This window comes from Halarchaeum nitratireducens (genome assembly GCF_017874695.1).
Taxonomy (GTDB): Archaea; Halobacteriota; Halobacteria; order Halobacteriales; family Halobacteriaceae; genus Halarchaeum; species Halarchaeum nitratireducens.
The window spans coordinates 36291-60884 of sequence record NZ_JAGIKY010000012.1 but is presented as its reverse complement, the minus strand read 5'-3'; the positions used below and the strand labels follow the sequence as shown (position 1 = coordinate 60884).

General features: G+C 69.2%; 27 protein-coding genes. 18 read left to right on the top strand and 9 right to left on the bottom strand.

What is annotated here, in order from left to right; genetic code table 11:
* The first annotated feature begins 43 nt into the window (after window positions 1-43).
* Window positions 44-793 carry a CehA/McbA family metallohydrolase gene (locus J2754_RS11935; protein WP_211087558.1) on the top strand — a complete coding sequence of 250 codons (750 nt, stop codon included), beginning with the start codon at window positions 44-46 and terminating at the stop codon, window positions 791-793.
* Between the two features lie 4 nt (window positions 794-797).
* Here the strand turns inward: J2754_RS11935 and J2754_RS11930 are convergent, their stop codons facing one another.
* Window positions 798-1082 carry a DUF8113 family protein gene (locus J2754_RS11930; protein WP_188878347.1) on the bottom strand — a complete coding sequence of 95 codons (285 nt, stop codon included), beginning with the start codon at window positions 1080-1082 and terminating at the stop codon, window positions 798-800.
* An 81-nt stretch (window positions 1083-1163) separates the two neighbouring features.
* Here J2754_RS11930 and J2754_RS11925 point away from each other — a divergent pair, with 81 nt between their 5' ends.
* From J2754_RS11925 to J2754_RS11915, 3 genes are all read left to right on the top strand, one after another.
* Window positions 1164-1706 (top strand): SprT-like domain-containing protein, encoded by a 543-nt coding sequence (locus tag J2754_RS11925; RefSeq protein ID WP_211087557.1) that lies wholly within the window; start codon window positions 1164-1166, stop codon window positions 1704-1706.
* 51 nt (window positions 1707-1757) lie between these two features.
* Window positions 1758-3056: an MFS transporter gene (locus J2754_RS11920; protein ID WP_211087556.1), complete on the top strand. Its 1299-nt coding sequence runs from the start codon at window positions 1758-1760 to the stop codon at window positions 3054-3056.
* Window positions 3057-3177: 121 nt separating this feature from the next.
* Entirely contained in the window at window positions 3178-4497 is a 1320-nt protein-coding gene (locus tag J2754_RS11915) for an MFS transporter (RefSeq protein ID WP_425350993.1), read from the top strand.
* On the opposite strand, the gene J2754_RS11910 is transcribed toward J2754_RS11915, so the two are convergent.
* Together J2754_RS11910 and J2754_RS11905 are read right to left on the bottom strand one after the other, a co-directional pair.
* The gene (locus tag J2754_RS11910) at window positions 4494-4790 is read right to left on the bottom strand and encodes a DUF7521 family protein (protein ID WP_188878344.1); all 297 of its coding nucleotides are present in this window, start codon (window positions 4788-4790) and stop codon (window positions 4494-4496) included. The two genes, J2754_RS11915 and J2754_RS11910, sit on opposite strands and share 4 nt — an antisense overlap.
* A 4-nt stretch (window positions 4791-4794) precedes the next feature.
* Window positions 4795-5148, bottom strand: coding sequence for an ArsR/SmtB family transcription factor (locus J2754_RS11905; RefSeq protein WP_188878343.1), 354 nt, complete (start codon window positions 5146-5148; stop codon window positions 4795-4797).
* Between the two features lie 92 nt (window positions 5149-5240).
* Between J2754_RS11905 and J2754_RS11900 the strand changes: the two genes are divergently transcribed.
* The 11 genes from J2754_RS11900 (at window position 5241) to J2754_RS16220 (ending at window position 13280) form a co-directional block, all read left to right on the top strand.
* Window positions 5241-5759 (top strand): PadR family transcriptional regulator, encoded by a 519-nt coding sequence (locus tag J2754_RS11900; protein WP_188878341.1) that lies wholly within the window; start codon window positions 5241-5243, stop codon window positions 5757-5759.
* 52 nt (window positions 5760-5811) lie between these two features.
* On the top strand, window positions 5812-6111 hold the full coding sequence (locus J2754_RS11895) for an ArsR/SmtB family transcription factor (protein WP_188878339.1): 300 nt from the start codon (window positions 5812-5814) through the stop codon (window positions 6109-6111).
* Entirely contained in the window at window positions 6101-6517 is a 417-nt protein-coding gene (locus tag J2754_RS11890; protein ID WP_245333006.1) for a DUF8036 family membrane protein, read from the top strand. Before J2754_RS11895 ends, J2754_RS11890 begins: the two co-directional genes overlap by 11 nt.
* A 177-nt stretch (window positions 6518-6694) precedes the next feature.
* On the top strand, window positions 6695-7918 hold the full coding sequence (locus J2754_RS11885; RefSeq protein ID WP_188878338.1) for a COG1361 family protein: 1224 nt from the start codon (window positions 6695-6697) through the stop codon (window positions 7916-7918).
* Window positions 7915-8580 (top strand): ABC transporter ATP-binding protein, encoded by a 666-nt coding sequence (locus J2754_RS11880; RefSeq protein ID WP_188878336.1) that lies wholly within the window; start codon window positions 7915-7917, stop codon window positions 8578-8580. The genes J2754_RS11885 and J2754_RS11880 overlap by 4 nt, the downstream gene beginning before the upstream one ends.
* Complete coding sequence (locus J2754_RS11875) at window positions 8577-9734, top strand: ABC transporter permease (RefSeq protein ID WP_342590122.1); 1158 nt, start codon at window positions 8577-8579, stop codon at window positions 9732-9734. Before J2754_RS11880 ends, J2754_RS11875 begins: the two co-directional genes overlap by 4 nt.
* On the top strand, window positions 9731-10141 hold the full coding sequence (locus J2754_RS11870; protein ID WP_342590121.1) for a DUF8036 family membrane protein: 411 nt from the start codon (window positions 9731-9733) through the stop codon (window positions 10139-10141). Before J2754_RS11875 ends, J2754_RS11870 begins: the two co-directional genes overlap by 4 nt.
* Window positions 10142-10218: 77 nt before the next feature.
* Window positions 10219-10464, top strand: coding sequence for a DUF7123 family protein (locus tag J2754_RS11865; protein ID WP_188878331.1), 246 nt, complete (start codon window positions 10219-10221; stop codon window positions 10462-10464).
* 85 nt (window positions 10465-10549) lie between these two features.
* Window positions 10550-11833, top strand: coding sequence for a DUF7405 family protein (locus J2754_RS11860; RefSeq protein WP_188878330.1), 1284 nt, complete (start codon window positions 10550-10552; stop codon window positions 11831-11833).
* A complete protein-coding gene (locus tag J2754_RS16630; protein ID WP_188878329.1) occupies window positions 11826-12938 on the top strand; it encodes an iron transporter in 1113 nt (370 codons plus the stop codon). The genes J2754_RS11860 and J2754_RS16630 overlap by 8 nt, the downstream gene beginning before the upstream one ends.
* Before the next feature lie 27 nt (window positions 12939-12965).
* Entirely contained in the window at window positions 12966-13280 is a 315-nt protein-coding gene (locus tag J2754_RS16220; protein ID WP_229772829.1) for a hypothetical protein, read from the top strand.
* Here J2754_RS16220 and J2754_RS11845 read toward each other — a convergent pair whose 3' ends face one another.
* Genes J2754_RS11845 through trkA form a run of 5 tightly spaced genes read right to left on the bottom strand, consistent with a single transcriptional unit; the run spans window position 13281 to window position 18701 of the window.
* The gene (locus tag J2754_RS11845; RefSeq protein ID WP_188878327.1) at window positions 13281-13961 is read right to left on the bottom strand and encodes a potassium channel family protein; all 681 of its coding nucleotides are present in this window, start codon (window positions 13959-13961) and stop codon (window positions 13281-13283) included. It abuts the gene before it with no gap.
* Window positions 13962-13986: 25 nt separating this feature from the next.
* A complete protein-coding gene (locus J2754_RS11840; protein ID WP_188878326.1) occupies window positions 13987-14208 on the bottom strand; it encodes a hypothetical protein in 222 nt (73 codons plus the stop codon).
* Window positions 14205-15785 (bottom strand): TrkH family potassium uptake protein, encoded by a 1581-nt coding sequence (locus tag J2754_RS11835; RefSeq protein WP_188878325.1) that lies wholly within the window; start codon window positions 15783-15785, stop codon window positions 14205-14207. Before J2754_RS11835 ends, J2754_RS11840 begins: the two co-directional genes overlap by 4 nt.
* Before the next feature lie 40 nt (window positions 15786-15825).
* Window positions 15826-17367 carry a TrkH family potassium uptake protein gene (locus J2754_RS11830; RefSeq protein ID WP_188878324.1) on the bottom strand — a complete coding sequence of 514 codons (1542 nt, stop codon included), beginning with the start codon at window positions 17365-17367 and terminating at the stop codon, window positions 15826-15828.
* Window positions 17364-18701 (bottom strand): Trk system potassium transporter TrkA, encoded by a 1338-nt coding sequence (gene trkA, locus J2754_RS11825; protein ID WP_188878448.1) that lies wholly within the window; start codon window positions 18699-18701, stop codon window positions 17364-17366. The genes J2754_RS11830 and trkA overlap by 4 nt, the downstream gene beginning before the upstream one ends.
* A gap of 917 nt (window positions 18702-19618) precedes the next feature.
* Between trkA and J2754_RS11820 the strand changes: the two genes are divergently transcribed.
* From J2754_RS11820 to J2754_RS11810, 3 genes are all read left to right on the top strand, one after another.
* Window positions 19619-21316, top strand: a complete 1698-nt coding sequence (locus J2754_RS11820) for an ABC1 kinase family protein (RefSeq protein ID WP_188878322.1) — start codon at window positions 19619-19621, stop codon at window positions 21314-21316.
* Window positions 21317-21743: 427 nt separating this feature from the next.
* On the top strand, window positions 21744-22130 hold the full coding sequence (locus J2754_RS11815; protein ID WP_188878320.1) for a DUF5805 domain-containing protein: 387 nt from the start codon (window positions 21744-21746) through the stop codon (window positions 22128-22130).
* The gene (locus J2754_RS11810) at window positions 22127-23164 is read left to right on the top strand and encodes a tyrosine-type recombinase/integrase (protein WP_211087554.1); all 1038 of its coding nucleotides are present in this window, start codon (window positions 22127-22129) and stop codon (window positions 23162-23164) included. Before J2754_RS11815 ends, J2754_RS11810 begins: the two co-directional genes overlap by 4 nt.
* A 13-nt stretch (window positions 23165-23177) precedes the next feature.
* Here J2754_RS11810 and gfo6 read toward each other — a convergent pair whose 3' ends face one another.
* On the bottom strand, window positions 23178-24257 hold the full coding sequence (gfo6, locus tag J2754_RS11805) for a D-xylose 1-dehydrogenase Gfo6 (RefSeq protein WP_211087553.1): 1080 nt from the start codon (window positions 24255-24257) through the stop codon (window positions 23178-23180).
* Window positions 24258-24594: the final 337 nt, after the last annotated feature.

Here is a 24594-nt window from a genome sequence, read left to right as displayed (position 1 = left end):
CGCGGGACGAAACGCTATACGTCACGAACCCCTTCGAAGGCCTATGTCTACACTCCGATTGGACCTCCACGTCCACTCGGACGGTTCCTACGACGGCCACGAGCCCGTCGAGCTGCTCTTAGAACACGCCGCCGATATCGGGCTCGACGGAATCGTCGTCACCGATCACGACGAGATCGACGCGTCGCTGCGCGCGGCGCGCCTCGCGTCCGACTACGGCCTCGTCGGCGTCCCCGGCGTCGAGGTGTCGACGAAGCACGGGCACCTGCTCGCGATCGGCGTGGAGGAACCGCCCGACCCCGGAATGGGATACCGCGAGACCGCCGCGACGGTCAGAGACGCCGGGGGCGTCGTCATCGCACCCCACCCCTTCCAGCGCTCGCGCCACGGAGTCCGACGCCGGCACCTCACGCCGCGGGACGGCGAGCACCCCGTCGACGCGATCGAGGTCTACAACTCGATGCTGTTCACGGGATACCGGAACCGCCGCGCGCGGCGCTTCGCACGCTCGCAGGGCCTCCCCGGCGTCGGGTCGAGTGACGCACACTACCTCATGAACCTCGGGCGGGCGTACACGACCGTCGAGATACCCGATCCCGACGCGCCCGCGAACGTCGACTACGGCGACGTCGTCGCCGCGATCCGCGACGGCGCGACGGGCGTCGAGGGCGGACGGACGCCGGTCCGGCGGAGCGCGAGCCAATACGCGAAGGGAGCGGTCCGCAAGAGCGTCTTCGCGGCGACGTCGTACGCGCCCTTCGTGTCCGCGTACCCCGTCTCGATGCGGGACTGACGCCTCAGCGCTGGACGCCGAGTTCGTTCGCGCGCTCCGCGGCGAGGTTCGCCACCTGCTCGACCGTGAGGTCGGACTGGTCGGCGAGCACGCGACAGAGCATCCCGAGCTGCGTCGCGGCCGTCCGCTGGAGCGCGTGGGGGTCCTCCGTCTCGTTGCCGAAGAAGAACTCGTTCTCCTCGCTCGCGTCGAGGATGCCGACGTAGACCGACCGCAGGTCCTCGCGCTCCAACGCCTCGATCGCCTGTTCGCGGACCTCCTCGAACTCCGTCGTCGGACTGTCGCTCATGGGCACGCTTGCGGCCGGGCGGCGAAAAGGCCACGGACTCGCCGTCGAAAGTTCAAGTACCGGGACGCCTCACCGTCCCGTATGCGTTTCACGGACGCCGCGGCCCTGCGCGGGTGGATGGCCCACGAGACCCGCCGGGCCGTCACGGAGACGGCGCTCGACGTCGACCCCGCGCTCGTCACCTACGCGGTGTCGTCGCGCGCGAAGCGCCGCGCGGGCGCGTGTCGCTACACGCCGCTCCCGACGGGGACGGTCGGCGTCGAACCCGCGTGGGGCGAGCGCACGCGACTCCACCGGGAGGCGACGGTGACGCTCGCCGCGCGCGCCGCCGCGGCGTTCGACGAGGCGACGCTCCGCGGCGTCCTCCGTCACGAGCTCCTCCACGTCGAGCAGGTACAGGCCTACGGCGTCACCGACCACGGACCGGCGTTCCGCGAGCGCGCCGCCGCCCTCGACGTCCCGCTCGACTGCCCGCCGTTCGCCGACCCGGCGTATCGGCTGCGCTGTACGGACTGCAAGACCGTCGTCGGCCGACGCTACCGGCGGTGTCCGACGGTCGAGACGCCCGAGACGTACCGGACGGCGTGTTGTGCGGCGCCGCTGGCCGTCGAGGAGGTGCGGTGACGCGGGCCCGGATCCGTCCGCTTACAACACCGCGCTGACTACCCGGTAGGTATGTACGACGGCGACGGCACGACGGTCGAGTACGACACGCGGACGGTCGTCGCCAGCCTCGTCGTCGGCGTCTTCTTCGGCGGGATGGTGGGCGGCGTCGCGTTCCCCACGCTCCCCCGACTGGGGTCGGTCCTCGGTTTTTCGGCGCTCGTCGTGGGGGTCATCCTGGCGATCAACCGCGCGACGCGGATGGTCGTGAACGCGCCCGCCGGCGCCGTCCTCGACCGCGTCGGGACGCGACGGCCGATGCTCGCCGGCTTCCTCCTGGAGGGCGTCGCGCCCGTCGGCTACGTCCTCGGTCTCACGGACTGGTGGACGAACGGGCTCGCCCACCTGCTCCCGGCGAGCGCGACGGCGGCGAGCGCCGCGACGTTCGTCCTCGCACGCGTCGTCTGGGGCGTCGGCTCGGCGTTCGTCCTCGTCGGGGCGTTCAGCACCGTGACGAAGGTGACGACGCCCGAGAACCGCGGCACGTGGACCGGATACATGCGGGGCGGACAGAGCCTCGGATTCCCGGCGGGACTCGTCGCCGGCGGCCTCGTCGCCGACCTCGTCGGCTTCCGCGCGGCGTTCGCCGTCGCGGGAGTCGCCGCCGCCGTCGCGCTCGTCGTCTGCGCGCTCGTCCTCCCCGACCTCCAGTCCGGCGCCGACGGCCACGAGAGTCGCCTCCGCGACGTCCCCCGCCTCGCGTTCGGCGACGCGCGCGTCTTCGCGGTCGGCGCGACGAACTTCGTCGTTCGCCTCCTCTACGCCGGCGTCCTCCTCTCCACGGTCGTCGAGTACGCGGCCGCGAACGACATCCGCGTCGGCTCGCTCTCCGCGACCGGTGTCAGCGGCGTCGTGATGGCCGTCTGTGCGCTCTTCGCCGCCGCGGCGACGGTCGTCGCCGGCCCGCTGGCGGATCGCGCCCCGTCCCGGTCGTCCGTCGCCGTACCGTCGCTCGGCGTGCTCGGCGTCGGGTTCGCCTGCCTCGCGCTCGCACCGACGCTCGTCGGGACGATCACTGGGGTCGCGCTCATCGGCCTCGGCGTCGAGGGCGCGAACCTCCCGCTGCTCGCCTATCTCGGCGACATCAGCCCCGCGGACGACGTCGGGAAGCTCGGCGGCGTCTACAACGTCTTCGGCGACTTCGGCTCGACCGTCGGTCCGCTCGTCGCGCTACCGATCGCCACGACGTACGGGTACGCGGCCGAGTACGCCGGGTGCGCGCTGCTCTGCGTGGCCGCGATCGCGCTCGTCGCCCGCGCCGTCACGGACGACGGTCCCGTGACGACGCCCCGCACGGCCGCTGACGGCTGACTTTCCGGGTCCGCACGGTTTTTACTCGCGCCGGTCCGAGTGGGGGGCAGATACGCATGTCTCGGCGCCACCGCTCAGTGACGACCGGCCCGTCCGGGGACGGGGGCACCGCGTGAACCCGATCGCGTACGTCCGACGGCTGTTCGCGGTCGACCGTCGGGTCCTCGTCCTCGCGCTCGCGCGCGCCGTCGACTCACTGGGCAACTCGTTTTTGATCATCGTCCTCCCGCTCTATATCGCCGACGTCATCGGCGCCGCGGGCGCCGGCATCACCGTGGGCGTCGCCGGGATCGACGTCACGCTCGCCCAGAGCCTCGCCGTCGGGATCGTGCTCTCGATGTTCGGCTTCCTCAACAGCTTCGGCCAACCGTTCACCGGCCGGTGGTCAGACCGGGTGGGTAAGCGCCGCGCCTTCGTGCTCTTCGGACTCGCCGTCCTCGCCGTCACGAACGTCGCGTACGCCTTCGCCGAGAACTACGTCAGCCTGTTCGTCATCCGGGCAGTCCAGGGCTTCGGCGTCGCGTTCACCGTCCCCGCGACCATCGCGCTCGTGAACGAACTCGCCACCGACGACACCCGGGGGAACAACATGGGCGTCTTCAACACCTTCCGCCTGCTCGGCTTCGGCCTCGGGCCCATCGTCGCGGGCGGTCTCGTCCACGGCGGTCCGTACGCCCTCGGGCCGATCTCGATCAGCGGCTACAACGCCGCGTTCGCCATCGCCGCCGGAGGGGCGCTCCTCAGTCTCGCCCTCGTCGCCCTCCTCGTCACGGACCCGGAGCGCGTCGAGGCGGACGCGGGCGACGACCTCTCGATCGCCGTCCTCGATCACGAGCGCGACGAGAAGCTCCTCGATCCGGTGTTCACGCTTGGTCTCGCCTCGCTGTTCATGGCGATCGGGATCGCCCTCATCTCCGCGATCGAGGCGGACGTGAACGCGCGCCTCGACCAGACCGCGTTCCTCTTCGGCATCGAGTTCGCCGCGTTCGTCCTCGCGCAGGTCCTCCTCCAGGCGCCGATCGGCTCCGCGAGCGACGACTACGGGCGCAAGCCGTTCGTCTTCTACGGGCTCCTGTTGCTCGCGCCCTCGACGGCCGTTCAGGGGTTCGTCACCGAACCGTGGATGATGATCGTCGCGCGCTTCGTGCAGGGGATCGCTGGCGCGGCCGTCTTCGCGCCCGCGCTGGCGCTCGCCGGTGACTACGCGCGCGCCGGGCAGTCCGGAACGCAACTCTCCGTGTTGACGATGGCGTTCGGCCTCGGCGTCGCCATCGGCCCGCTGGCCTCCGGCGCGCTCGCCACGATCGCGTACGCCGCGCCGTTCGTCCTCGGCGGCCTGCTCGCGCTCCTCGGCGCCGTGCTCGTCTACACGCAGGTCTCCGATACGGTGAAACCGGGCGAGGAGGCGTCGGCGCCGTCGGGGGCCGCCGGGAGCGACTAACGGTAGAGCGAGACGTAGAGCGTGGCGAACCCGACGAGGAACGGGAGCGTCGCGCCGATGTGGAAGACGGGACCGACCGGGAGTTGGTCGGCGAGCGCCGAGAGACCGACGCCGATGCTCACGAACGCGAACCCGACGAAGGCGTACTCCAGTCGGCGCGTCCGCGCGCGCCGATACGCCCGGAAACTGATGAGCGTCAGCCCGAGCGTGAGCGCGAACGTCGCCATCCGGACGGCGACGAGGACGACCGACGCGATCGAGGTCACGACGTGAGGGTGTGTTAGCGCGCGCATAAACTTACTCCTCTCCCCCGCTCAGCTCCGTCCAGAGGTCGTCGAAGCGATCTGCGAGTCCGTCCGTGCGCTGGACGTCGACGACGTACTCGTCGCCGTCGAGGCGGATCGAGAGCGCCGCGAACGCGCAGGCGTACTGCTTGTAGTGGTTCCCGTCGTCCGCGACGGTGGTCTGGGCGGTGACGAGATCCGACTCCTCGAGCGTGTCGAGGCGCCGGTACACCGTCGGCAGTGAGACGTCGAGGGCGTTCGCCAGCTCTTTCGCCGAGCGCGGCTCCTCGTTGAGCGCGGCGAGGACCGCGCGCGACCGCTCGTCGCCGAGGGCGTCGAGGAGGTCGTCGACCCGCTCGGAGTGCACTGTTCGTCTGTCACCGTCGGGTTGGATTAAGCTTTCTCAAACGCTGAAACCGCACGCCCCTCCTTAATCCGATGAGGTCCGAACGCGAAAGTATGAAACGGACGACGGAGCGATACGGCGAGTCGAGCGCCACGGGATCGGCGAGTGCCAGCGTCGAGACGCTGCTCCGCGAACTCGGGGACGAGCGGACCCCCGGTCCGTCGACGGACGTCTCGCCCGCCCGTCTCCTCGACGCCATCCGACCGACCGAGGGCGGCGGGGGGGACTTCGCGTTCGATGAGGCCACGATCAAGCACAGCCTCGACGAGTTGCTCCTCGCGCTCATCGCGCTCCGGGGCGACGGCACGCACGGCAAGCAGTTGATGGACGACCTCGAAGGGACGTTCGACGCCGAGTTGAGTCCGGGGACGGTCTACCCCCGCCTCCACGGGCTGGAGGAGTCGGGCGCGATCGACGTCCACGAGATGGTGCGCACGAAGGAGTACACGGTCGCCGACGAGGCGGCCGCGCGCGAGCGGGTCCGCGAGGCGATGGCCCAACACCTCGCCATCGGACGCGTGCTCCAGCACGCTCTCGCCGACGGTGCGGTGCTCGCGGCGGACGACGGCTGACGCCGTCGCCGAGACGGAACTGTTTCATTCTCTCGCTGTCGACGTTCGAGCGATGCGACAGCTGCTCTGGTGGCTCATCGGCGGTTCTCGTGGCGGGAAGAACCGCCTGCGGATCGTCCGGACGCTCCAGGCGCGTCCGATGAACACCAATCAGCTGTCGAACGAGCTCGCGTTGAACTACAAGACCGTCCAACACCACCTCGAAGTGCTCGAGGAGAACGACGTCGTCACGACGCGCGGAGACAACTACGGCAAGATGTACTTCCTGACCGATCGCATGCGCGAGAACCTCGACATCCTCGAGGAGATCGCCGACCAAGCAGACATCGAGGTAGAGTCCGATGACGCGTGATCTCGCGCCGCTGACGAAGACCGCGGTCGTCGCGGCCGTCGCCGGGATCTGTGGTGCCGTCGCCGGGATCGCGCTCCCCGTCGTCCCGATGCCGCCGCCGATCGACCACCACGCGATCCTGGAGACGTTCGCCCGCGTCCAGTTCGCGGTCTCGACGTTCAACCTCGTGCTCCTCGCGGCGCTCGTCGTCGCCTACGTCCGGCTCTATCGCGGCCTCCCGAACAAGTACACGCTCAGCCTCCTGTTGACGAGCGTCGCGCTCTTCCTGTACGCGCTCTCCTCGAACCCGCTCGTCCCGATGGCGTTCGGCTTCCCACCGATCACCGGTCTCGGCCCCTTCACCTTCCTCCCGAACTTCTTCGTCGGGGTCGCGGTGGTCGTGCTCTTCTATCAGAGCCAGACGTGAGAAGCGGGCCGAATTTGGGCCTCTTCTGTGAGCGACTCCGGCGCCATCTCGGTAAAGTGCTAAACCCCTCGCGTCACTCCATCCGCACGTGAGCACGCAGTCCGATACCGACGCAGCGGAACCGCCGACTCGAACGACGCGACGAGCACGCCGCGAGGCCCGCCGGTGGTGGCGCGTATGAGGGGGCGGCGACTCGGCTCGCTGGCGCTCGCCGCGCTCGTCGTCGTCAGCGCGCTGGGCGCGTTCGCGCCGACGGCGTCCGCGGCGACCGGGAGCGGCGACGCCGCGGCGGCCACGTCGATGGGCGCGTACGTGACCATCGGGAACGTCACCGTCGAACCGGACGACCCGGTCGTCGGCGAACGGACGTCGATCACTGCGACCTTCGAGAGCGCCGAGGCGAGCACGGAGAGCGCGGAAGTCACCGAGGTGAGCGTTCGGGGCCCCTCGACGTTCGTCACCGCGAACGACGTCGGGACGCTCGGCCCCGGAACGGACCTCACCGTCCCGTTCTCGACGTCCTTCGAGTCGGCGGGTGAGAAGCGCCTCACCGTCACGCTCCGCGGGATCGCGTCGAACGGGAGCGTCTTCGTCGTTCGAAAACCGATCTACGTCGACGTCGACGAGGCGACGGTCGATCCGGACCTCAGCGCGAGCGCGACCGTCGAGAACGGCTCGTCCGTCCTGGAGGCCACGCTCGCCGAGCGCGGGACGGTCGACCTCGAAGACGCGCGCATCGACGCGGTCGTCGACGGCGAAACCGTCTCGCGGGCGTCCATCGCGGACGTCGCGGCACAGGGCGAACAGTCGGTGACGTTCGACGGGGCGGACGTCCCGACCGGCAACGTGTCGCTCGTCGCGCACTACACCGTCGCCACCACCGACGAGCGCGCGTCGACTGAGACGACGCTCCGATACGCGCCGCAGGACGCCGGGAACATGGCCATCACGGGCCTCGAAGTCACCGGCGGCGGCGGGAGCTACACGATCAGCGGCGACGCCTCGAACCTCGGGAGCGCGGACGCGAAGTCCGTCGTCGTCAGCGTCGTCGACACCGAGGCGGTCTCCGAGACGAACTCCTACTACGTCGGGGAGATCGAGACGAGCGAGTTCGCCACCTTCGAGGTGTCCGCCGACGTCTCCGGCGACGTCGACAGCGTCCCGGTCCGTCTCGACTACGCCGCGGACGGCGAAGAGTACTCGACGGTCGTCGACGTGGACGTGGACGGGACGAACGCCGCGAGCGCGAACGCGGGGTCGGGATCGAACGCCGGGAACGCCGCCGGACAGAGCGGTTCGCCGAGTCGGTCGAGCGGCGGCCCGCCCGTCCTCCTCATCGGCGGCGGCGTCATCGCCCTCCTCGTCGTCGGCGTACTCGTCTACCGCTGGCGCAACCCATGAGCGTCATCGAGCTCGACGACGTCGTGAAGCGCTACGAGAGCGGCGCGCAGACCGTCACGGCGCTCAAGGGCGTCGACTTCCACGCCGACCGCGGCGAGATGGTGACGATCATCGGTCCTTCCGGTTCCGGGAAGAGCACGATGCTCAACATGATCGGCCTCCTCGACACGCCGACCGAGGGGACGGTCCACCTCGACGGTCGGAACGTCACGGGGTTCACGGAGGACGAACTGACCGAGGAGCGCCGGACGACCCTCGGGTTCGTCTTCCAGGACTTCCACCTCCTCCCGATGCTGAGCGCGGTCGAGAACGTCGAGTTGCCGTCCGTCTGGGACACGTCCGTCGACCGGCGCGACCGGGCGATCGACCTGCTGAAGCGCGTCGGCCTCGGCGACCGCCTCGATCACACCCCCGACGAGCTCTCCGGGGGGCAACAACAACGCGTCGCCATCGCGCGATCGCTCATCAACGGGCCGGACATTCTCCTCATGGACGAGCCGACCGGGAACCTCGATCAGGACACCGGACGGACGATCCTCGAAGAGGTGACGCGGCTCAAAGAGGAGGAGAACATCGCCGTCGTGGCCGTGACGCACGACGAGCAGATGCTCGACTACACGGACCGCACCGTCCGCATCGTCGACGGGGTGATCCAGTCGTGAGCGTCGCCGACGCCCTCTGGCGCTTCCCGAGCGCGATGATGGCGTGGCGGAATCTCGGTCGTAACCGGATGCGCACCGCGCTCGCCGCGCTCGGCATCGTCATCGGCGTCGTCGCCATTTCCTCGCTCGGGATGGCGGGCGTCGCACTCCAACAGCAGGCGACGTCGAACCTCGGGAGCCTCACGAATCAGGTGTCGGTCTCCGCCGGGCAGGACAGCGACTACGACGGCGTGACCGAGGATCAAGTCGAGGAGATCAGGAGCATCATCACCGACGCGGAGGTGATCCCGCAGAAGTCGAACTCGACGACGGTCTCCTCGCGCGGTCAGGAGGCCTACGTGAGCGTGACGGGGGTGACGAACGCCGCGGCGCTCTACGACGTCACGTCCGGCGAGGCCCCCGAGCGCCTCCAGACGGGCGCGCTCATCTCGAACAGCACCGCCCGAGAGCTCGGGCTCGAACTCGGCGACCCCGTCGAGTACGACGGTCACCTCTATCGCATCACGGGCTTGATCGACTCCAGTAGCGGCTTCGGGCCGGGCGGCGGCCGCGGCGAGCTCGTCATCCCGATCTCCGGGCTCGCCGACCAGGAGCACTACGACAGCGTGACGATCATCGCGGCGGACGGCGACGCCGCGACCGAGATCTCGGAGACGCTCGACGAGCACTTCAACACCGACGGCCGCGACGAGGAGGAGATCCTCCGCGTCTCCAGCTACGCCAGCACGCAGGACACCATCAATTCGTTCCTGAACACGCTCCAGCTCGCGCTGCTCGGGATCGGCGGCATCTCGCTCGTCGTCGCCAGCGTCGCCATCCTGAACGTCATGCTGATGAGCACCGTCGAACGCCGCGGCGAGATCGGCGTCCTGCGCGCCGTCGGGATCAGACGCGGCGAGGTCCTGCGGATGATCCTCACCGAGGCGACGTTCCTCGGGACGCTCGGCGGCCTCGTCGGCGCGGGTTGCTCGCTCGTCGTCGGCGCGGTGATGTTCCAGTTAGTCGTCGGCGATCCGACCGGCGTCCTCCAGTGGGCGAGCGCGCGCTACCTCCTCTACGGGTTCGCGTTCGCTGTCTTCGCCAGCGTGCTGAGCGGGATCTACCCGGCGTGGAAGGCCGCGAACGACTCGCCCGTGGAGGCCCTGCGCGGGTGAGCGTGCACGGGGACGCCCTGCGCCGGACCGCGGCCCTCCTCGCCGTCGCACTCGCGGTCGCCGCGGTCGTCGTGCTCGCGGTTCCACGGCTCGCCGTGCCGTTCTACCCGCCGGGCGTCTTCGGCGTCCTCGTGCGCCTGAAGGTGTTCTTCGCGACGCTGGCCGTCGCCCTCCTCGCGGCGCTGTTCGTCACGTACGTGCGACTCTATCGGGAGGTCCCCACGGGGTTCAGCCGCGGCCTCGTGCTGTTCACGGCGGCCCTCCTCCTCTACGCCGCGACGACGAACCCCCTCGTCCCACTCCTGCTCGGGTTCGGTCTCTTCCACCCGATCGGCCCGTTCACCTTCCTCCCTGAGGTCTTCGCCTGCGTCGCCGCGCTCGTCCTCTACTACCAGAGCAACACGTAGTCGGGTCGAATTTGGGTCCCACTCGGGACGAATCTCGGCAATCGTACTTACCGGGCGGCCGCGAACGACCGACCGTCATGTCGACTGGCGACACGCGCCGGAACCCGAAGGCCGCGCGCCTCGAACGCCACCTCCGCGAGCGTCTCGACGGCGGGGCGTTCTACTGTAAGAGCAAGGACCTCGCCGCGGACCTGCCGCTCTCGGCGAGCCAGATCGGGCAGTTCCTCGGGGGACTCGACGGCGAGGAGACGGGGATCGTCGCGGAGCGCTGGGCGTATTCGAGCGGCACACGGTGGTACGTGCACGCGACGGACGACGGGTAGCGCCGCGAGGTCGAGGGAAAAGGGACGAAACGCGGCTCACCGCGGACCAGTAGCGCATATGCCTCCGCGTCCCCAACCGACGCGCATGAGTGACGGACCGAACCGCGGGATCGAGCGACGAGCGTTCGTGAAGTCGGCGCTGGCGATCGGCGGGGCGAGCGCGCTCGCGGCGTGTCTGGACCGCGGCGGGGGCGACGCCGACGTGCCGACCGGCTCGCCGGACGCCCGCCCGGAGCGCCAGCACGCGTGGACCGACGCGCTCGCTCGCGACGACCACGGGAACGTCGTCGAACCGACGCATCGCCTCATGCTCCTCCTCGACTACGAGGGCGAGGGCGCACCGACGGACAGCGACCGCCAGCAGGTCGAACGCGCTCTCTCGACGCTCGATCGGGCGTACGCGTGGAGCCACGACGGCCTCCTCTCGACGATGGCGTACTCGCCGGCGTACTTCGAGCGCTTCGACGCCTCGCTTCCGGCGAGCGTCGACCTCCCCGCACCCGAGGCACTGGCCTCCTTCGAGGACCCGACGCTCGACGCGCCCGACGCCCTCCTCTACCTCGCCAGCGATCACGCACACGTCCTCCTCGCCGCCGAGCAGGCCCTCACCGGCGAGGAGGACGCTCTCAACGGCGTCGACGTCGCGGCGTCGCTCCGCGGGGTCTTCTCCGTCACGGAGCGCCGCACCGGCTTCAAGGGCGACGGGACGCCCGCCGACAACCAGGACGCCGACGGCGTTCCCACCTCCCACCCCGTCTCCGAGGACGCCCCCCTCTACATGGGGTTCAAGTCCGGCTACGAGAAGACCCAACCGCCCGAGGAGCGCGTCACCATCCAGGACGGCCCGTTCGCCGGCGGCACCACCCAGCACGCCTCGTACATGCGCCTGAACCTCCAACAGTGGTACGAACAGGACGATCGCCGACAGCGCGTCGGGAAGATGTTCTGCCCCTATCACGCCGAGAACGACGTCGTCGAGGGGACGGGTGACAACCTCGGCACCGACGCCGGCATGGACAAAGCCAAGCCCGCCGGGCAGGCCGCCGAGGAGGACGGCCTCGTCGGCCACAACCAGAAGATGGTCGACGTCCGCGAGGACGGCCGCCCGATCATCCTCCGGCGCGACTTCGACTCGACCGACGGCGGCCACGCCGGCCTCCACTTCGTCAGCTTCCAGCGCGCCATCGACGACTTCGTCGCCACCCGCGAGGCGATGACCGGTGCCGACCTCGCCACCGATTCCCCCGTCGGGCAACGCACCAACAACGGCATCCTCCAGTACATGGACGTCGCAAACCGCGGCAACTACCTCGTCCCGCCACGCTCCGAGCGCTCCCTCCCGACGCCGACGGGTGACGGCGGTGCGTGAGGACGAGGCGCGGCGGCCGGGGCCCCGTCGCGCGACCCCGCCGGCGAACAGCTCTCGCCGGACGTCCCGTCGGGCGTTCCTCGCGGCGGCGGGGGCGGGCACGCTCGCCGGTCTCGCCGGCTGTTCGTCGCTGAACCTCACCAGCGAGGAGACGGGGAGCAACGGTCGGCGCACGACGACGATCGACCGGCCCGCGGCCGTCTACTACCCGACGCACGCCACCGGCATGCAGATGAGCGGCGTGCAGAAGACCCGCGGGTACGCCTGCGCGCTCACCTACACGATCCCGGAGACGTTCTGGCTCGTCGGCGGCACGGACGCCGCGAAAGCGACGCCGGCGGCCGGCGACGAACTCCACGTCATGCCGGTCGTCTGGGACGTCGAAACGGGCCAGCGGCTCACCGACGTGAGCCCGATGCTCCGGTTCGTCGACGACGGGAGCGTCGTCGCGTCGAACGCGCCGTGGCCGATGCTCGCCCAGCGGATGGGGTTCCACTACGGTGACAACGTCGCGCTCCCCAGCGGCGGGACGTACGACGTCACGGTCCACGTCGGTGCGCCCGCCGCGCGACGCACCGGCGCGCTCGCCGCCCCCGAGTCCGCGACGTTCGAGTTCTCGCTCGCGTACTCCGCCGCCGAGATCGACGCGATCTCCTACCGCACCATCGACCGCGCGGGCGAGCGCGGCGCCCTCGATCCCATGTCGATGCGAATGATCCCCGGGGGCGCGCTCCCCGCGGTCGATGCGCTCCCCGGCCGCCGCCTCGGGACCGGGACGATCGGCGACGCCGCCGTCGCCGCGACCCTCCTCGACGACGCGACGGGCTTCGGCGGGGACGAATCCGACGTCTACCTCGCCGTCTCGCCGCGCACGCCGTACAACGACTATCCCCTCCCGATGGCGGGCTTCGGCGCCCGCGTCGACGGGACCGACCACGACCTCGTCGAGACGATCGACGCCGCTCTCGGCCACCACTACGGCGTCGTCCTCGACGGCGACGTCTCGCGCGTCACGATCGGCCTCGACGTTCCGCCACAGGTCTCGCGCCACGGCGGCTACGAGACCGCGTTCTTCGACACGGCGAGCGTCACGCTCGGCGAGTAGCGACGGTAACGTGCGGATCCGCGCGCTGTGCCCGCGCTCAGGGGACGCGGCTCACCGGAGGACGTCGCGGAGGCGTCTGAGCCAACCGCGGATGCCCTCGGGGCGTTTCGTCACGATGACGGGGCTCTCCGAGCGCTGCGCGACGGATTCGGGGATCGAGCCGAAGAGGAACTGCTCGACGGCACTCTCGCGCGTCGCGCCGAGGACCGTGAGGTCGGCGTCCGCCGTCGCATCGACGATGGCGTCCGCGACGTCCGCGCCCTCAAGCAGCGTCGTCTCGACAGCGATGTCGTCGTCGAAAACGACGCGACACGAATCGGTGCCGTGGGGGCCCTCGCGTGATCAGCGACCGTCGTCGGCACCGGTGAATATCGAGATGACGTCGTCGGTCATGCCGACCCGCGAGAAGACGGTGACGACGTCGCCCGCCTGCACGTCGGTGTCGCCGCGCGGCGTGATGAGGGTGTCCTCGTCCCGTTCGATCGCGACGAGCAGGAGGTCGGTTCCGAGCAGACCGTCGTCGCCGACATCGCTGAGCGTCCTGCCGGCGATGGGCGAACCGCGCGAGACGGTCACCTCGAAGATCTCCGCGTCGCCGCCGACCTCCATGAAGTCCTCGACGGACGGTCGCTCGACGGCGCGAAAGAGATACTGGGCGATGAGACGCTGCGGATTCTCGAGGACGGTCGCGCCGACGCGACGGAAGATGTTCATGTGCTCGGGGTTCTGGACAACGGTGACGAGGGAGGGAATCTCGAACTCCTTCGCGAGCAGGAGGACCATGATGTTGGTGGCGTCCTCGTCGGTCGTACAGATGATGGCGTCGGCATCAGCGGCGCCCGCGTCTTCGAGCGTTTCCTTCTCCGTCGCGTCCGCGTTCAACACGAGGCAGTCGTAGGTCTGACTCGCGGCCTCGGCGACCTCGGGGTCGCGCTCGACGACCACAACCTCGTTCGCGGAGGCGGTCGCGAGTTCGAGCACCTGCGAACCGATCTGCCCGGCGCCGACGACGATGATGTACACACTCGTGGTGGGGCCGGCCAACCAGTTAATCGCTTGTGGTGCGGGCGGTACGGACGGCGGCGGCCGCGACGTACGTGGGGAGCGCGAGGACGTATCCGGCGGCGAGCACCTCGGTGACGGGGCCCCGTCCGAGGAGCGCGAGGAGCGCGAGGACGGAGGGACCGAGGAGGACGAAAGCGTCAAGGACGCGGTCGTCCGGCCCGGCCTCGCGGAGCGCGGTGTAGAGCGCGGGGAGACCGCTACTCATCGTCGACGCACCCCGAAGCCGTAGAAGAGCCCGCGGAGCGTGACGAGCACGGGGACGATCTCGAGGCGGCCGATCCACATGTTGAAGAGGAAGACCACCTTCGCGGGCGTCGGCATTTCGGGACCGGTGATACCCGCCGAGAGCCCGACGTTCCCCTGCGTACTCGCCACCTCGAAGAGGACGTTTTCGAGCGTGAACGACGAGTCGACGGTGAGCAGGAGCACGGCGGCCCCGAAGCCGAGGAAGACGAACCAGAGGAGGGTGATGATAGCGGCCTCCTCGAACTCCCGGGCGAGTTCGTCGCTCGTGAGCGTGCGGTCGTCGAGGCGGAACGACCGGACGGCCGAGCGGGGGTAGAAGACGCCGGCGATGCGGAACGCGGCGCCCTTCAGGAGGGTGGCGACGCGAACGAGTTTGATCCCGCCCGCCGTCGACCCGGCCGCGGCGCCGACGACCATGCCGAGCGAGACGAGGAGGTGTGCGCCCGCGCTCCACTGCGTCCCGATGGCCGCCGTCTGGAAGCCCGCACAGGAGGCCGCCGAGACGAACTGGAAGATGGCGTAGCGAAACGACTGGAAGACGGTGGCGCCCGTGCCGGTGAGGCTGACGCCGAGCGCGGAGACGGGGCCGGTCGCGGCGTAGACGCCGTTCGCGTAGAGGAGTGCGGTGAGCGCGAGTGTTCCGAGGCCGAAGAAGCCGACGATCCACCGCGTCTGGAGGTCGTCGAGCGCGTCGCCGAGGTGGCCTTGGAGGGCGAGGTAGTGGACGGGGAACGCGATGCTCCCGAGGAGCATGATGGGGACGAGCGCGAAGTCGATAGCGACGCTGTCGTAGGTCGCGATGGAGTTGTCGGTGACGGAGAACCCGCCGGTGGCGAGTCCGGTCATCGCGTGATTGAGCGCCTCCCAGAGCGGCATGCCGGCGAGCCAGAGGACGCAGACGGAGAGGAAGGTGAAGAGGAGGAAGATCCACCAGATGGTGCGGACCGTCGAGACGATGCTCGGGTGGATCTTCTCCGAGCGCGCTTCGCTCTCGTAGAGCGTCAGGCTCCCCGAGCCGGGGCGCGCCAGAATCGCCGTCGTCAGGACGATGACGCCCACGCCGCCCACCCACTCCATGAACGAGCGCCACCACTGCAGGACGCGGGGCAGTCGGTCCTCATGGACGGTCATGGTCAGCCCGGTGCCGGTGAAGCCGCTCATGGACTCGAAGAGCGCGTTCAGCGGGTGGCGGAACGCGGCGACGGTGTCGTTGAGCGCGGGCGCGCCGAAGAGGCCGGCGTGCATCGTCGCGGCGAGGAGGAGGAAGGGGAGCGCACCGAAGACGGCGACGAGGAACCACCCGGAGGCGGCGATGACCATGCCGTGGAGCTTCCCGGGTTCGGTGACGTCCGCGTAGCGCTCGGAGAGGCCGTAGCCGACGGCGAGCGGGAGCGCCGCCGAGGCGAGGAGCGCGGGCGCCGCGTAGAACTCCCCCCAGACGAACGCGACGGCGATGGTGGCCGCCGGCATGACCGCGTACACCTGGAGGATCCGCCCCAGATCGCGGCCGACCACTGCGAGTCCGCGCGTAGACATTCGTTGGCCCTATTCGTCGCCGGAGCTAAAAGGATACGTCTCAGCTCCGCCAGTAGGCGTGCGTGAGGAGCACGAGCACCGGGAAGATCTCGAGGCGGCCGACCCACATGAAGAACACCATGAGGAGCTTCGAGGCCCGTGGGAACGGCAGAAAGCTGTTCATCGGGCCGACGATGCCGACACCCGGCCCGACGTTGCCGAGGGTCGCCGCGACGGCGCTCGTCGCCTCGAACGCGGAGAGCTCTTGGCCGGGAACGCCGACGAGGAGGACGACGAGGGTTCCGAACGCGAAGATGACGAGGTAGAGGAGCGTGAAGGCGTAGATGCCGCGAATCGCGTCCTCGTCGATGACCGTCGAGCCGAGGCGGACGGGACGAACCGCCTCGGGGTGGACGGCGGTGAACAGTTCGCGACGCAGCGTCTTCAGAATCACCACCCAGCGGATGATCTTGATGCCGCCACCGGTGCTCCCCGCCGACCCGCCGATGAACATCGCGAACAGCAGGACGTACTTGGCGTGTTGCCCCCAGTTGTTGAAGTCCATGCTCGCGTATCCGGTGGTCGTCACGATGGAGGCGATTTGGAAGGTGGCGTGGCGAAGCGACGGTTCGAGCGCGTTGGTCAGCATGTCGAAGCCCGGCGTCGTGAAGAGGAGACCGGCGGTGATCGCCGTGAGGACGCCTATCGCGCCGAGGTACGTCTTGAACTCGATGTCGTCCCAGACGACGTTGAAGTCGCGGTTCCAGACGTGCCAGAAGAGCGCGAAGTTCGTCCCGGCCGCGACCATGAACGGAATGATGAACCACTGGACGACGGCGGTGAACGCCTCGATGGAGCGCGCTTCCGGGGAGAACCCGCCGGTCGGCATCGTCGTGAACCCGTGCGCGACGGCGTTGTACAGCGTCATCTCGGGCGCCATCCCGAGCTGATGGAAGCCGTAGAGGCCGACGATTTCGAGGACGGTGAGGCCGATATACATCCCCCAGAGCGCGCGCGCCGTCTCCGCGATGCGCGGCGTGAGCTTCTGGATGCCCGGTCCGGGCGCTTCCGCGTCCATCAGCTGGGCGCCGCCGACGGAGAGTTCGGGGAGGATGGCGACCGCGAGGACGACGATACCCATTCCGCCGAGCCACTGCGTCTCCTGACGCCACATCATGAGCGCGCGCGAATGCGTCTCGAAGCTGATGTCGCCCATGACCGTCGACCCGGTGGTGGTGAAGCCGCTCATCGTCTCGAAGAGCGCGTTCACGGGGAGCCGGAGCGTTGACGTCGCACCGTAGGCGGTGAAACTCCCCTCGAAGATGTACGGGAGGGCGCCGACGACGCTGATGAGGAGCCACGTGAGCGCGACCATGAGGAAACCCTCGCGCGCGCCGAGCGCGGCCGCCGGATCGGAGTGGAGGCGTTCGAGCCCCCAGCCGACGACGAACGCGATGGCGATCGCGGGGAGGATCGCCTTCAGCCCGCGCCCGTAGAAGAGCGCGAGCGCGAGCGGGAACAGCATTGGGACGGTGAGCCACCTGACGACGCGACCGGTGAGGCTGACGCTTGCGCGCCAGTCGACTCGGAGTGTCGAGCTCATATCGTCGCGGTCACCGCGTCGAGTGCGTCTTCGCGGACGAACGCGACGACGTGGTCGCCGACTTGGATGACGGTGTCGCCGCGGGGCATTACGAACTCCCCGCCGCGTGTGATGGCGCCGACGACGACGCCGTCCGGGAGGTCGGCAACCGCCTCGCGGATCGAACGTCCGGCGAGCACGCTTTCCTCACCGATCTCCACTTCGAGGACTTCCGCCGCGCCCGGCTCGACGATGGCGACGTTCTCCATGCGACGCTCGCGGGTGAAGCGCGTGATCTCCTCGGCGGTCACCTCCCGCGGGTTGATCGCGATGTCGACGCCGACGGCTTCGAAGAGGTCGACGTACGCAGGGTTGTCCACGATAGCAACGGTTCGACTCACGCCGAGGCGTTTGGCGAGTAGGGAGACGAGGAGGTTCCGTTCGTCGCTGTCGAGCGCGGCGACGAGGAGACCGGCCTCGCCGACGTGCTCGCGTTCGAGGAACTCCGCGTCCGTCGCGTCGTGCTCAAGGACGGTGGTCTTCGAAAGGGCCTCCGCGAGTTCTCGAGCGCGCTCGGGATCCTGCTCGATGAGCCGGGGGACGAACCCGCGCTCGGAGAGCAGCCGCCCCGTGAGTTCGCCCACCGAACTGCCACCGACGATGACGACGTTTCCGACCTCCTCCGCGCCCCCTTCGGGGACGACGGCGGCCGCGAACGCCTCGACGCTCCCGGGTCGGCCGATGACGACGACTTTGTCGCCCGCAGCGATGGCGGTGTCGCCGCGAGCGATCTCGACGTCGTCTCCCTGGATGACGGCGGCGAACGTCAGCGCGTCGAAACGATCGGCTTCTTGGACGGTCTGTCCGGCGAGGGGGCTCCCCTCGGTGACCTCGAACTCGGCCATCTGTACGCGCCCGCCCGCGAACGGGTCGACGTCGCGTGCCGTCGGGAGGCCGACGATGCGGACGATAGACTGGGCGGTCAGCAGATCCGTACAGACCATGAAATCGACGCCAAAGACGCCCTGTGAGTGCCGCCACGTCTCTAGGTAGGCGCGGTTCTGCACGCGCGCAATCGTGAACGCGTCGCTCGCGGTTTTCACCGTCCCACAGATCGCCAGGTTCGTTTCGTCGTCGTCCGTCGACGCGATGGCGATGTCGGCTTTGCCGACGTCCGCCGTTCGAAGCGTGTCGAGCGACGCCCCGTCTCCCTCGACCGTCAGCACGTCGTGTTCGTAAGTCAACTGCTCAACGCGCTCGGAGTCCACGTCGACGACGACGACCTCGTGGCTCTCCGCGAGGCTCGCGGCGATGCTCGAACCGACCTCGCCGGCCCCGACGATCAGCACGCGCATCGCCGACCCCTCCGTGTACACATATCGGCCTCCAAAACGTGCCGGAGAGAAGTGGGTTTCGACCGACGGATACGGTCACGAACGTCAGGAGGACGATACCGACGGGGCAAGCGCGGGCGTCTTCCTGACACCGAGGCGACACCAAGCACGCCGGTGGTCAGTCCCCACTGTCGTTCCTCGGATCGTCGTCACGCAATAATCCTGTAGCCATCAGCCGCCGGACGATCGTGACCAGTCCGTCGTGGAACCCGCGGCCGAAGACGCCCCGTTCGTGTTCCCGACCGTCCCCGCTGGTCTCGGTGACCGAACCGACCGGGACCGCCTCACGATCCACCAACAGTAGTCGGCTGATCTCCGTGTCGTCGGCTGTCGGATCGAGTCCGCACGGTGCGTTCGAAGCGACCGCGTGCGATCGTCGTGCTCCGTCTGAATGGTGTCGACGGCCTCGTCGAGGGATCGCCGCCGCGACGGACCGAGAGACCACCGACCTCCCGCGACTGCACCGGATCGTCGACTCCGACGCGACGCACTGCTCACCGGAGAACGGTCCGCGACGACCACGATCTCGTTTCGGCACGCCGAACCACCGTCTCGATTAACGGCGGCGGCACCTCGCCATCCGGTCCGACGAGCACGTCCCACAGCGCGAACGCGACGGACGCGTCGTAGCTGGTCGCACCGCGCGCTTCGACGACCGCGCCGTCGCTACCGTGTCGCGATAGTCGGAGTGCGGTCCCGGTCGTCCGCCCGATACCGACCGGACTCATTCGATATAGCGTAATGAGATTTACGAGTGGAGTGTGCGACACCGCCGAGACGTCGAGAGCGACGCCGGACGCCGCGAACACCGATCAGCCGTCGAACGCCCGCGCGGAACCTCCGCCACTACTTTATTCGGCGCGAGCGAACGTGAGACGATGCCTCGTGAACTCGGGCCCCTCCGGCGCGCGCTGCTCGCCGGTCGGCGTTTCGTCGCCGTCGTCGTCGCGTTCACGCCGTTCGCCCTCGCGTACTACCGCGATCGGCGGCGGTTCCTCCTCTTCGGCGGCTCGCGCGACGTCTCGGAGGCGACGCGTGAACGACGCGCCGCCGCGCTCCGCGAGACCCTCGTCTCGCTCGGGCCGACGTTCATCAAGCTCGGTCAGCTCCTCTCGACGCGCCCGGACGTCCTCCCACCGGCGTACGTCGAGGAGCTGGCGCGGCTCCAAGACGACGTCCCGCCGGCCGACTGGAACGACGCGCGCGAGGTGGTGGCGGCCGAGGTCGGCCCCATCGAGGAAGCGTTCGACGACTTCGATACCGCTGCGATCAGCGGCGCGAGCCTCGGGCAGGTGTACACCGCCACCTACGAGGGCGAGCGCGTCGCCGTCAAGGTCCGGCGTCCCGGCGTCGAGGCGCTCGTCGACGCCGACCTCCGCGTCGTTCGGACGCTCTTCCCCCTGCTCGTCCGAAGCGCGCCGCCGGCCCAGCGGTTCACGCTCTCGAACGTCACCACGGAGTTCGCTGAAACGATCCGCGACGAGATGGACTACGAACACGAGCGCGAGGTCCTCGAAACCGTGCGCGGGAACCTCGCGGACGACCCGGACGTCGTCGTCCCGGCGTCCGTCCCCGAACGATCGACCGACCGCGTGCTGACGATGCACTACGTGGAGGGGACGAAGATCGACGACGTCGACGCGCTCGACGCGATGGGGATCGACCGGGCGGCACTCGCCGAGCGACTCGAACGCTGCTACATCGGAATGCTCGTCGAGGACGGCGTCTTCCACGCCGATCCGCATCCGGGCAATCTCGCCGTGCAGGACGACGGGACCCTCGTCTTCTACGACTTCGGAATGAGCGGGACGCTCGACGCCGAGCGTCGCGGACACCTACGGGAGTGCTACCTCGCGGTGGCGAACGACGACATCGAGGGCGTCGTCGACGCCTTCGTCGCCATGGGCGCGCTCGATCCCGCGGCTGACCGGCAGTTCGTCACCGACGTCCTCTCGCTCGCCGTCGAGCACCTCCACGGTGAGCGCGTGGAGCGCGCGCAGGTCCGCGACCTCGTCGCGGGCTTCGAGGGGACGCTCCACGACCTTCCCTTCCGGATGCCGCGCGACCTCGCCCTCGTCGTCCGCGTCGCGACCGTCCTCGAAGGCGTCTGTCTCACCCTCGACCCCGACTTCGACTTCGTCGCGGTCGTCGAGGACGCCGTCGAGACCGAACCCGAGGACCCCCGCGAACGCATCGAGGCGCTGTTGGGGGACGCCGGTGACGACGTCGCCGCGTCCGCGCGCGCGGCCCTCGACATCCCGCAGAAACTCGAACGGACGCTCGATCGCGCCGATCGGGACGACCTCACCGTCCGCACCGACGTCGCGGACGAGAACGACGTCCTCCGCCGTCTCGCACGCCGCGTCGTCCTTGGCGTCGCCGCGAGCGCCGGCGTCGTCGTGACGACGCTCTGTTACACCGCCGCGCTGACGGACGCGACCATCGCGGTCGGGACCGCGACGCTCGGGGTCCTCGGTCTCCTCTATCGGTCGTTCGGTTCCTCCGGTCGCCAGCGTGCCGTCCGCGAGGCCGGGCAGGTGGCTCAGCGATCGCTGGAGAACCGCGGGCGACGGTGAGCGATCGCTCCGGCCGCCGTGCGAACCGGTCCACGGAGATCCAACAGATGCGGGAGAGTAGAACTACGAACGCTGTCTCGTAATCCGTCTCTGTGGAACCACATAGAGAATATGCACTTCTGTAGGCCCACAACACGGCGGCAACAGAGTGCTAGCTTCGAGGATAAGTGTATTTATCCGCACTTTCGGAGATACCTTCTTGGTCGTGGCTCGTGACGCACCGACAACGACGACCGATGACTGCTCAAGCGACGCATCCCCGTCCTCGAACCGTATCGGGTAGGGGTCACGGACCGAGAACGGCACTCGACGGAACTGAATCGAAAGTCGGATCGTTGGATCCCGAGTATTCGACGTCTGGAAGCCGCGTCGGCGTCAATCTTCACGAAGTGTCGGAGAATCTACCACCGTCGCGGCGGTGGTGCGCGTGAGCGGCGACGAGCGCGTCTCGGTGAAGACGTACGTGCCGCGCTACCAGAAGGAGGAGTGGGTCGAGCGCGCCGAAGAGATGGACGTCTCGCAGAGCGAGTTCGTTCGCCTGATGGTGCAAGCCGGGGTCCGCGAGCTCGGCCTCGATGACGACGACACCGACGACGGGGGCGGCCACGCCGACGACGCGGGACCGTCGCTGGAACGGCGGGTGCTCGACGAACTCCGTGAGCGCGACGTCGCGGGATGGGAGACGCTCGTCGACGCGCTCGCCGGCGACTTCGAGGAGCGCTTGGAGGGGACGCTGGACGGCCTCACGGAGCGCGGCGTCGTGAAGTACAGCCCGCGCGATGGCGGCTACGTCCTCCGGGGTGACGGCGAATGAGCGGGGCGGAGGCGGACGACGTCGGCGACCCCGTCGCGTACTTCCTCGAAGACATGGGGTATCACGGCAAGCACGAGCGGACGCGCGCGGCCTACGAGCGCGTCCTCCGTGGGTTCGAGGCGTTCCTCGCCGAGCGCGGCGTCCCGGGTCCCGCGGCGGCGGACCGACGCGCCTGTCTCGCGTGGGTCGCGTCGCTGCGCGAGGAGTACGCCGAGTCGACGGTGGCGACCTACGCGTCGTACTGCAATCGCTTCTACGCGTACATGACGCAGGTGGGCGCGTTCGAGGCGAACCCGATGACGCTCGTCGTCGAGGAGATGGACGAGACGATCGATGCCGACCCGACGAGACGGGAGATATCGGTGCCGCGGATGCGGGCGTTTCTCGACGGGATCACGCATCCGGGGGATCGCGCGGTGCTCCTCACGCTCCTCAAGACCGGTCTGCGCGTCGGCGAGCTCTGTAACCTCGACCTGCGGGACGTGAACCTCGCGCACGGGGGCGCTCGGGACGCCTACCCCGCACTCGGGACGCGCGGGCGACTCGACGGCCGACCCGACACGCTCCTCGTCGACCCCGAGGTCTCGGCGGGCGAGGCGACGAACGGCGAGGTGCGATCGGCGTCGAACAAGCGCAAGCGCGTGACGCTCCTCCCGGTCGATCCGGAGTTACGCGACGCGCTCGCGACGTGGCTGGCCGTCCGCCCGGACGCGCGATCGGCGGCGGAGCCGCTGTTCTGCTCGACGCGGGACGCGTGGGGCGCCCGTCTCACCCCGGAGATGGTGCGCGAGACGGTGACCGGCTACGCCCGTGAGGCCGGGTGGTACCGGACGGGCGGCGGCGCGAGCGAGAACGTCACCCCCCACTACTTCCGGCACTTCTTCACGACGCACCTCCGTGACCGGACGGGGGATCGGGGCGTCGTGAAGTACCTCCGCGGCGACGTCGCCGCGGACGTCATCGACACCTACACGCACAACTGGGGCGATCGGGTCCGGGACGTCTACCTCGAACACGTCTACTCGCTCGCGTGAGCGGGTTCGCGTCTCAGAGCGAGCGCGTCGCCGTCTCACCGGCGAGAATCGCTTCGACGGCGCGGATGTCGGTGACGCCGTGCGTGCCGTCCGGGTAGATCTCGCGGCCCGTGAGGAGTCGATCGGCGAAGTAGTCGAACTCCTCTTCCATCTGGTCGACGGAGTCGAAGTCGATATCGGCCGTCTGATCGCCGCGCGCGACGGTGAGGCCGGCGTCGTTTCGGTTGAAGAAGGCGGGGTCGAGGGCGATTTCGCCCTCGGTGCCGACGATTCGGAGGAAGCCGGTCTCGTGGGCCCGTTGGCTCGCGGAGAAGGACGCGAAGACGCCGTCGGGGAAGCGGACGGTGAACGCCGCGCGCTCGTCGGGTACGTCCTCGAAGCCCTCGTGCTCGCTGTAGAGCATGGACTGGGCGGCGAGCGGGTCGGCGTCGAGGACGAAGCGCGTCGTGTTGAGCGGGTAGACGCCGAGGTCCGTGACGGAGGCGCCCGGGCCGGCGAGGTCGGGGTTCAGGCGCCACTGGTCGGGGTCGGAGAAGATGTCGCGCAGCAGCGACTGGCTCATGTGGCCGTGGACGTGCGCGACGTCTCCGACGGCACCCGCCGAAACGAGCTCGCGCGCCCGGCGGACGGCGGGATCGGTCTGCATCCGGTAGGCGATCATCAGCGGGACGTCTGCGGCCTCGCAGGCCTCGACCATCGCCTCGGCGCGCTCCGTCGAGGCCTCCATGGGCTTCTCGCAGAGCACGGGCTTGCCGAGCTCCGCGGCCGCCTCGACGGTTTCGAGGTGCGTGGCGTTCGGCGTGCAGACGTAGACGGCGTCGTAGTCCTCGGCGGCGACGCCGTCGCGGAACTCCTCGCTGGAGAGGCCGTGCTCGACGCCGAGATCAGCGGCGGCCGCCGCGGCTTTCTCCTTGCCGCGCGAGACGAGAGCGGTCGTCTCGCAGAGCTCGCTCGCGGTGACGGCGGGCGCGGCCTGATCGGTCACCCACCAGCCGACGCCGACCATGGCGAACCGCACCGGGCCGTCCGCGGCGGTGGCCGTCTGCCAGTCCCGCTCGTCGAACCCGTCGAGGAACGTCGTGAGGTCGCTCATGGCGCGCGACCGTGCGTAGTCGTCGTCTCGGTGCGTGTCGTCCGTCGCGTGACTGTCTCGATCATCGGTCTCGGGCCGGGGTCGACGCTCGCGGCGGGACGCGGCCCCGGCTGTCGCGTCCCGCGATCTATGCAGAATGATTAATTCAAAACCGGATAAGTATTACCATGCGCGGTATCGGCGTCCGAAATCCAGTCTGTAAATCCCATGTAGCTATATAAAACTAGATGTGTTCTCACGTGTTCGATGGAGTGAGTAATGTGCATTCCGCGAACGAGCCGTGTTTACCTACTGCGTGCGGAAGCCGTGACATCGTCAGAGCCTCGTAACTGTCTAC

Bases quoted from the DNA above. Each gene is read 5' to 3' on its own strand.
- J2754_RS11840 (WP_188878326.1), bottom strand. From the start codon at position 14,208: ATGAGTAGCGGTCTCCCCGCGCTCTACACCGCGCTCCGCGAGGCCGGG.
- J2754_RS11895 (WP_188878339.1), top strand. From the start codon at position 5,812: ATGCGACAGCTGCTCTGGTGGCTCATCGGCGGTTCTCGTGGCGGGAAG.
- J2754_RS11880 (WP_188878336.1), top strand. From the start codon at position 7,915: ATGAGCGTCATCGAGCTCGACGACGTCGTGAAGCGCTACGAGAGCGGC.
- J2754_RS11925 (WP_211087557.1), top strand. From the start codon at position 1,164: ATGCGTTTCACGGACGCCGCGGCCCTGCGCGGGTGGATGGCCCACGAG.
- J2754_RS11860 (WP_188878330.1), top strand. From the start codon at position 10,550: ATGAGTGACGGACCGAACCGCGGGATCGAGCGACGAGCGTTCGTGAAG.
- J2754_RS11885 (WP_188878338.1), top strand. From the start codon at position 6,695: ATGAGGGGGCGGCGACTCGGCTCGCTGGCGCTCGCCGCGCTCGTCGTC.
- J2754_RS11810 (WP_211087554.1), top strand. From the start codon at position 22,127: ATGAGCGGGGCGGAGGCGGACGACGTCGGCGACCCCGTCGCGTACTTC.
- J2754_RS11890 (WP_245333006.1), top strand. From the start codon at position 6,101: ATGACGCGTGATCTCGCGCCGCTGACGAAGACCGCGGTCGTCGCGGCC.
- J2754_RS11835 (WP_188878325.1), bottom strand. From the start codon at position 15,785: ATGTCTACGCGCGGACTCGCAGTGGTCGGCCGCGATCTGGGGCGGATC.
- J2754_RS11830 (WP_188878324.1), bottom strand. From the start codon at position 17,367: ATGAGCTCGACACTCCGAGTCGACTGGCGCGCAAGCGTCAGCCTCACC.
- J2754_RS11865 (WP_188878331.1), top strand. From the start codon at position 10,219: ATGTCGACTGGCGACACGCGCCGGAACCCGAAGGCCGCGCGCCTCGAA.
- gfo6 (WP_211087553.1), bottom strand. From the start codon at position 24,257: ATGAGCGACCTCACGACGTTCCTCGACGGGTTCGACGAGCGGGACTGG.
- trkA (WP_188878448.1), bottom strand. From the start codon at position 18,701: ATGCGCGTGCTGATCGTCGGGGCCGGCGAGGTCGGTTCGAGCATCGCC.
- J2754_RS11820 (WP_188878322.1), top strand. From the start codon at position 19,619: ATGCCTCGTGAACTCGGGCCCCTCCGGCGCGCGCTGCTCGCCGGTCGG.
- J2754_RS11930 (WP_188878347.1), bottom strand. From the start codon at position 1,082: ATGAGCGACAGTCCGACGACGGAGTTCGAGGAGGTCCGCGAACAGGCG.
- J2754_RS11920 (WP_211087556.1), top strand. From the start codon at position 1,758: ATGTACGACGGCGACGGCACGACGGTCGAGTACGACACGCGGACGGTC.
- J2754_RS11910 (WP_188878344.1), bottom strand. From the start codon at position 4,790: ATGCGCGCGCTAACACACCCTCACGTCGTGACCTCGATCGCGTCGGTC.
- J2754_RS11900 (WP_188878341.1), top strand. From the start codon at position 5,241: ATGAAACGGACGACGGAGCGATACGGCGAGTCGAGCGCCACGGGATCG.
- J2754_RS11935 (WP_211087558.1), top strand. From the start codon at position 44: ATGTCTACACTCCGATTGGACCTCCACGTCCACTCGGACGGTTCCTAC.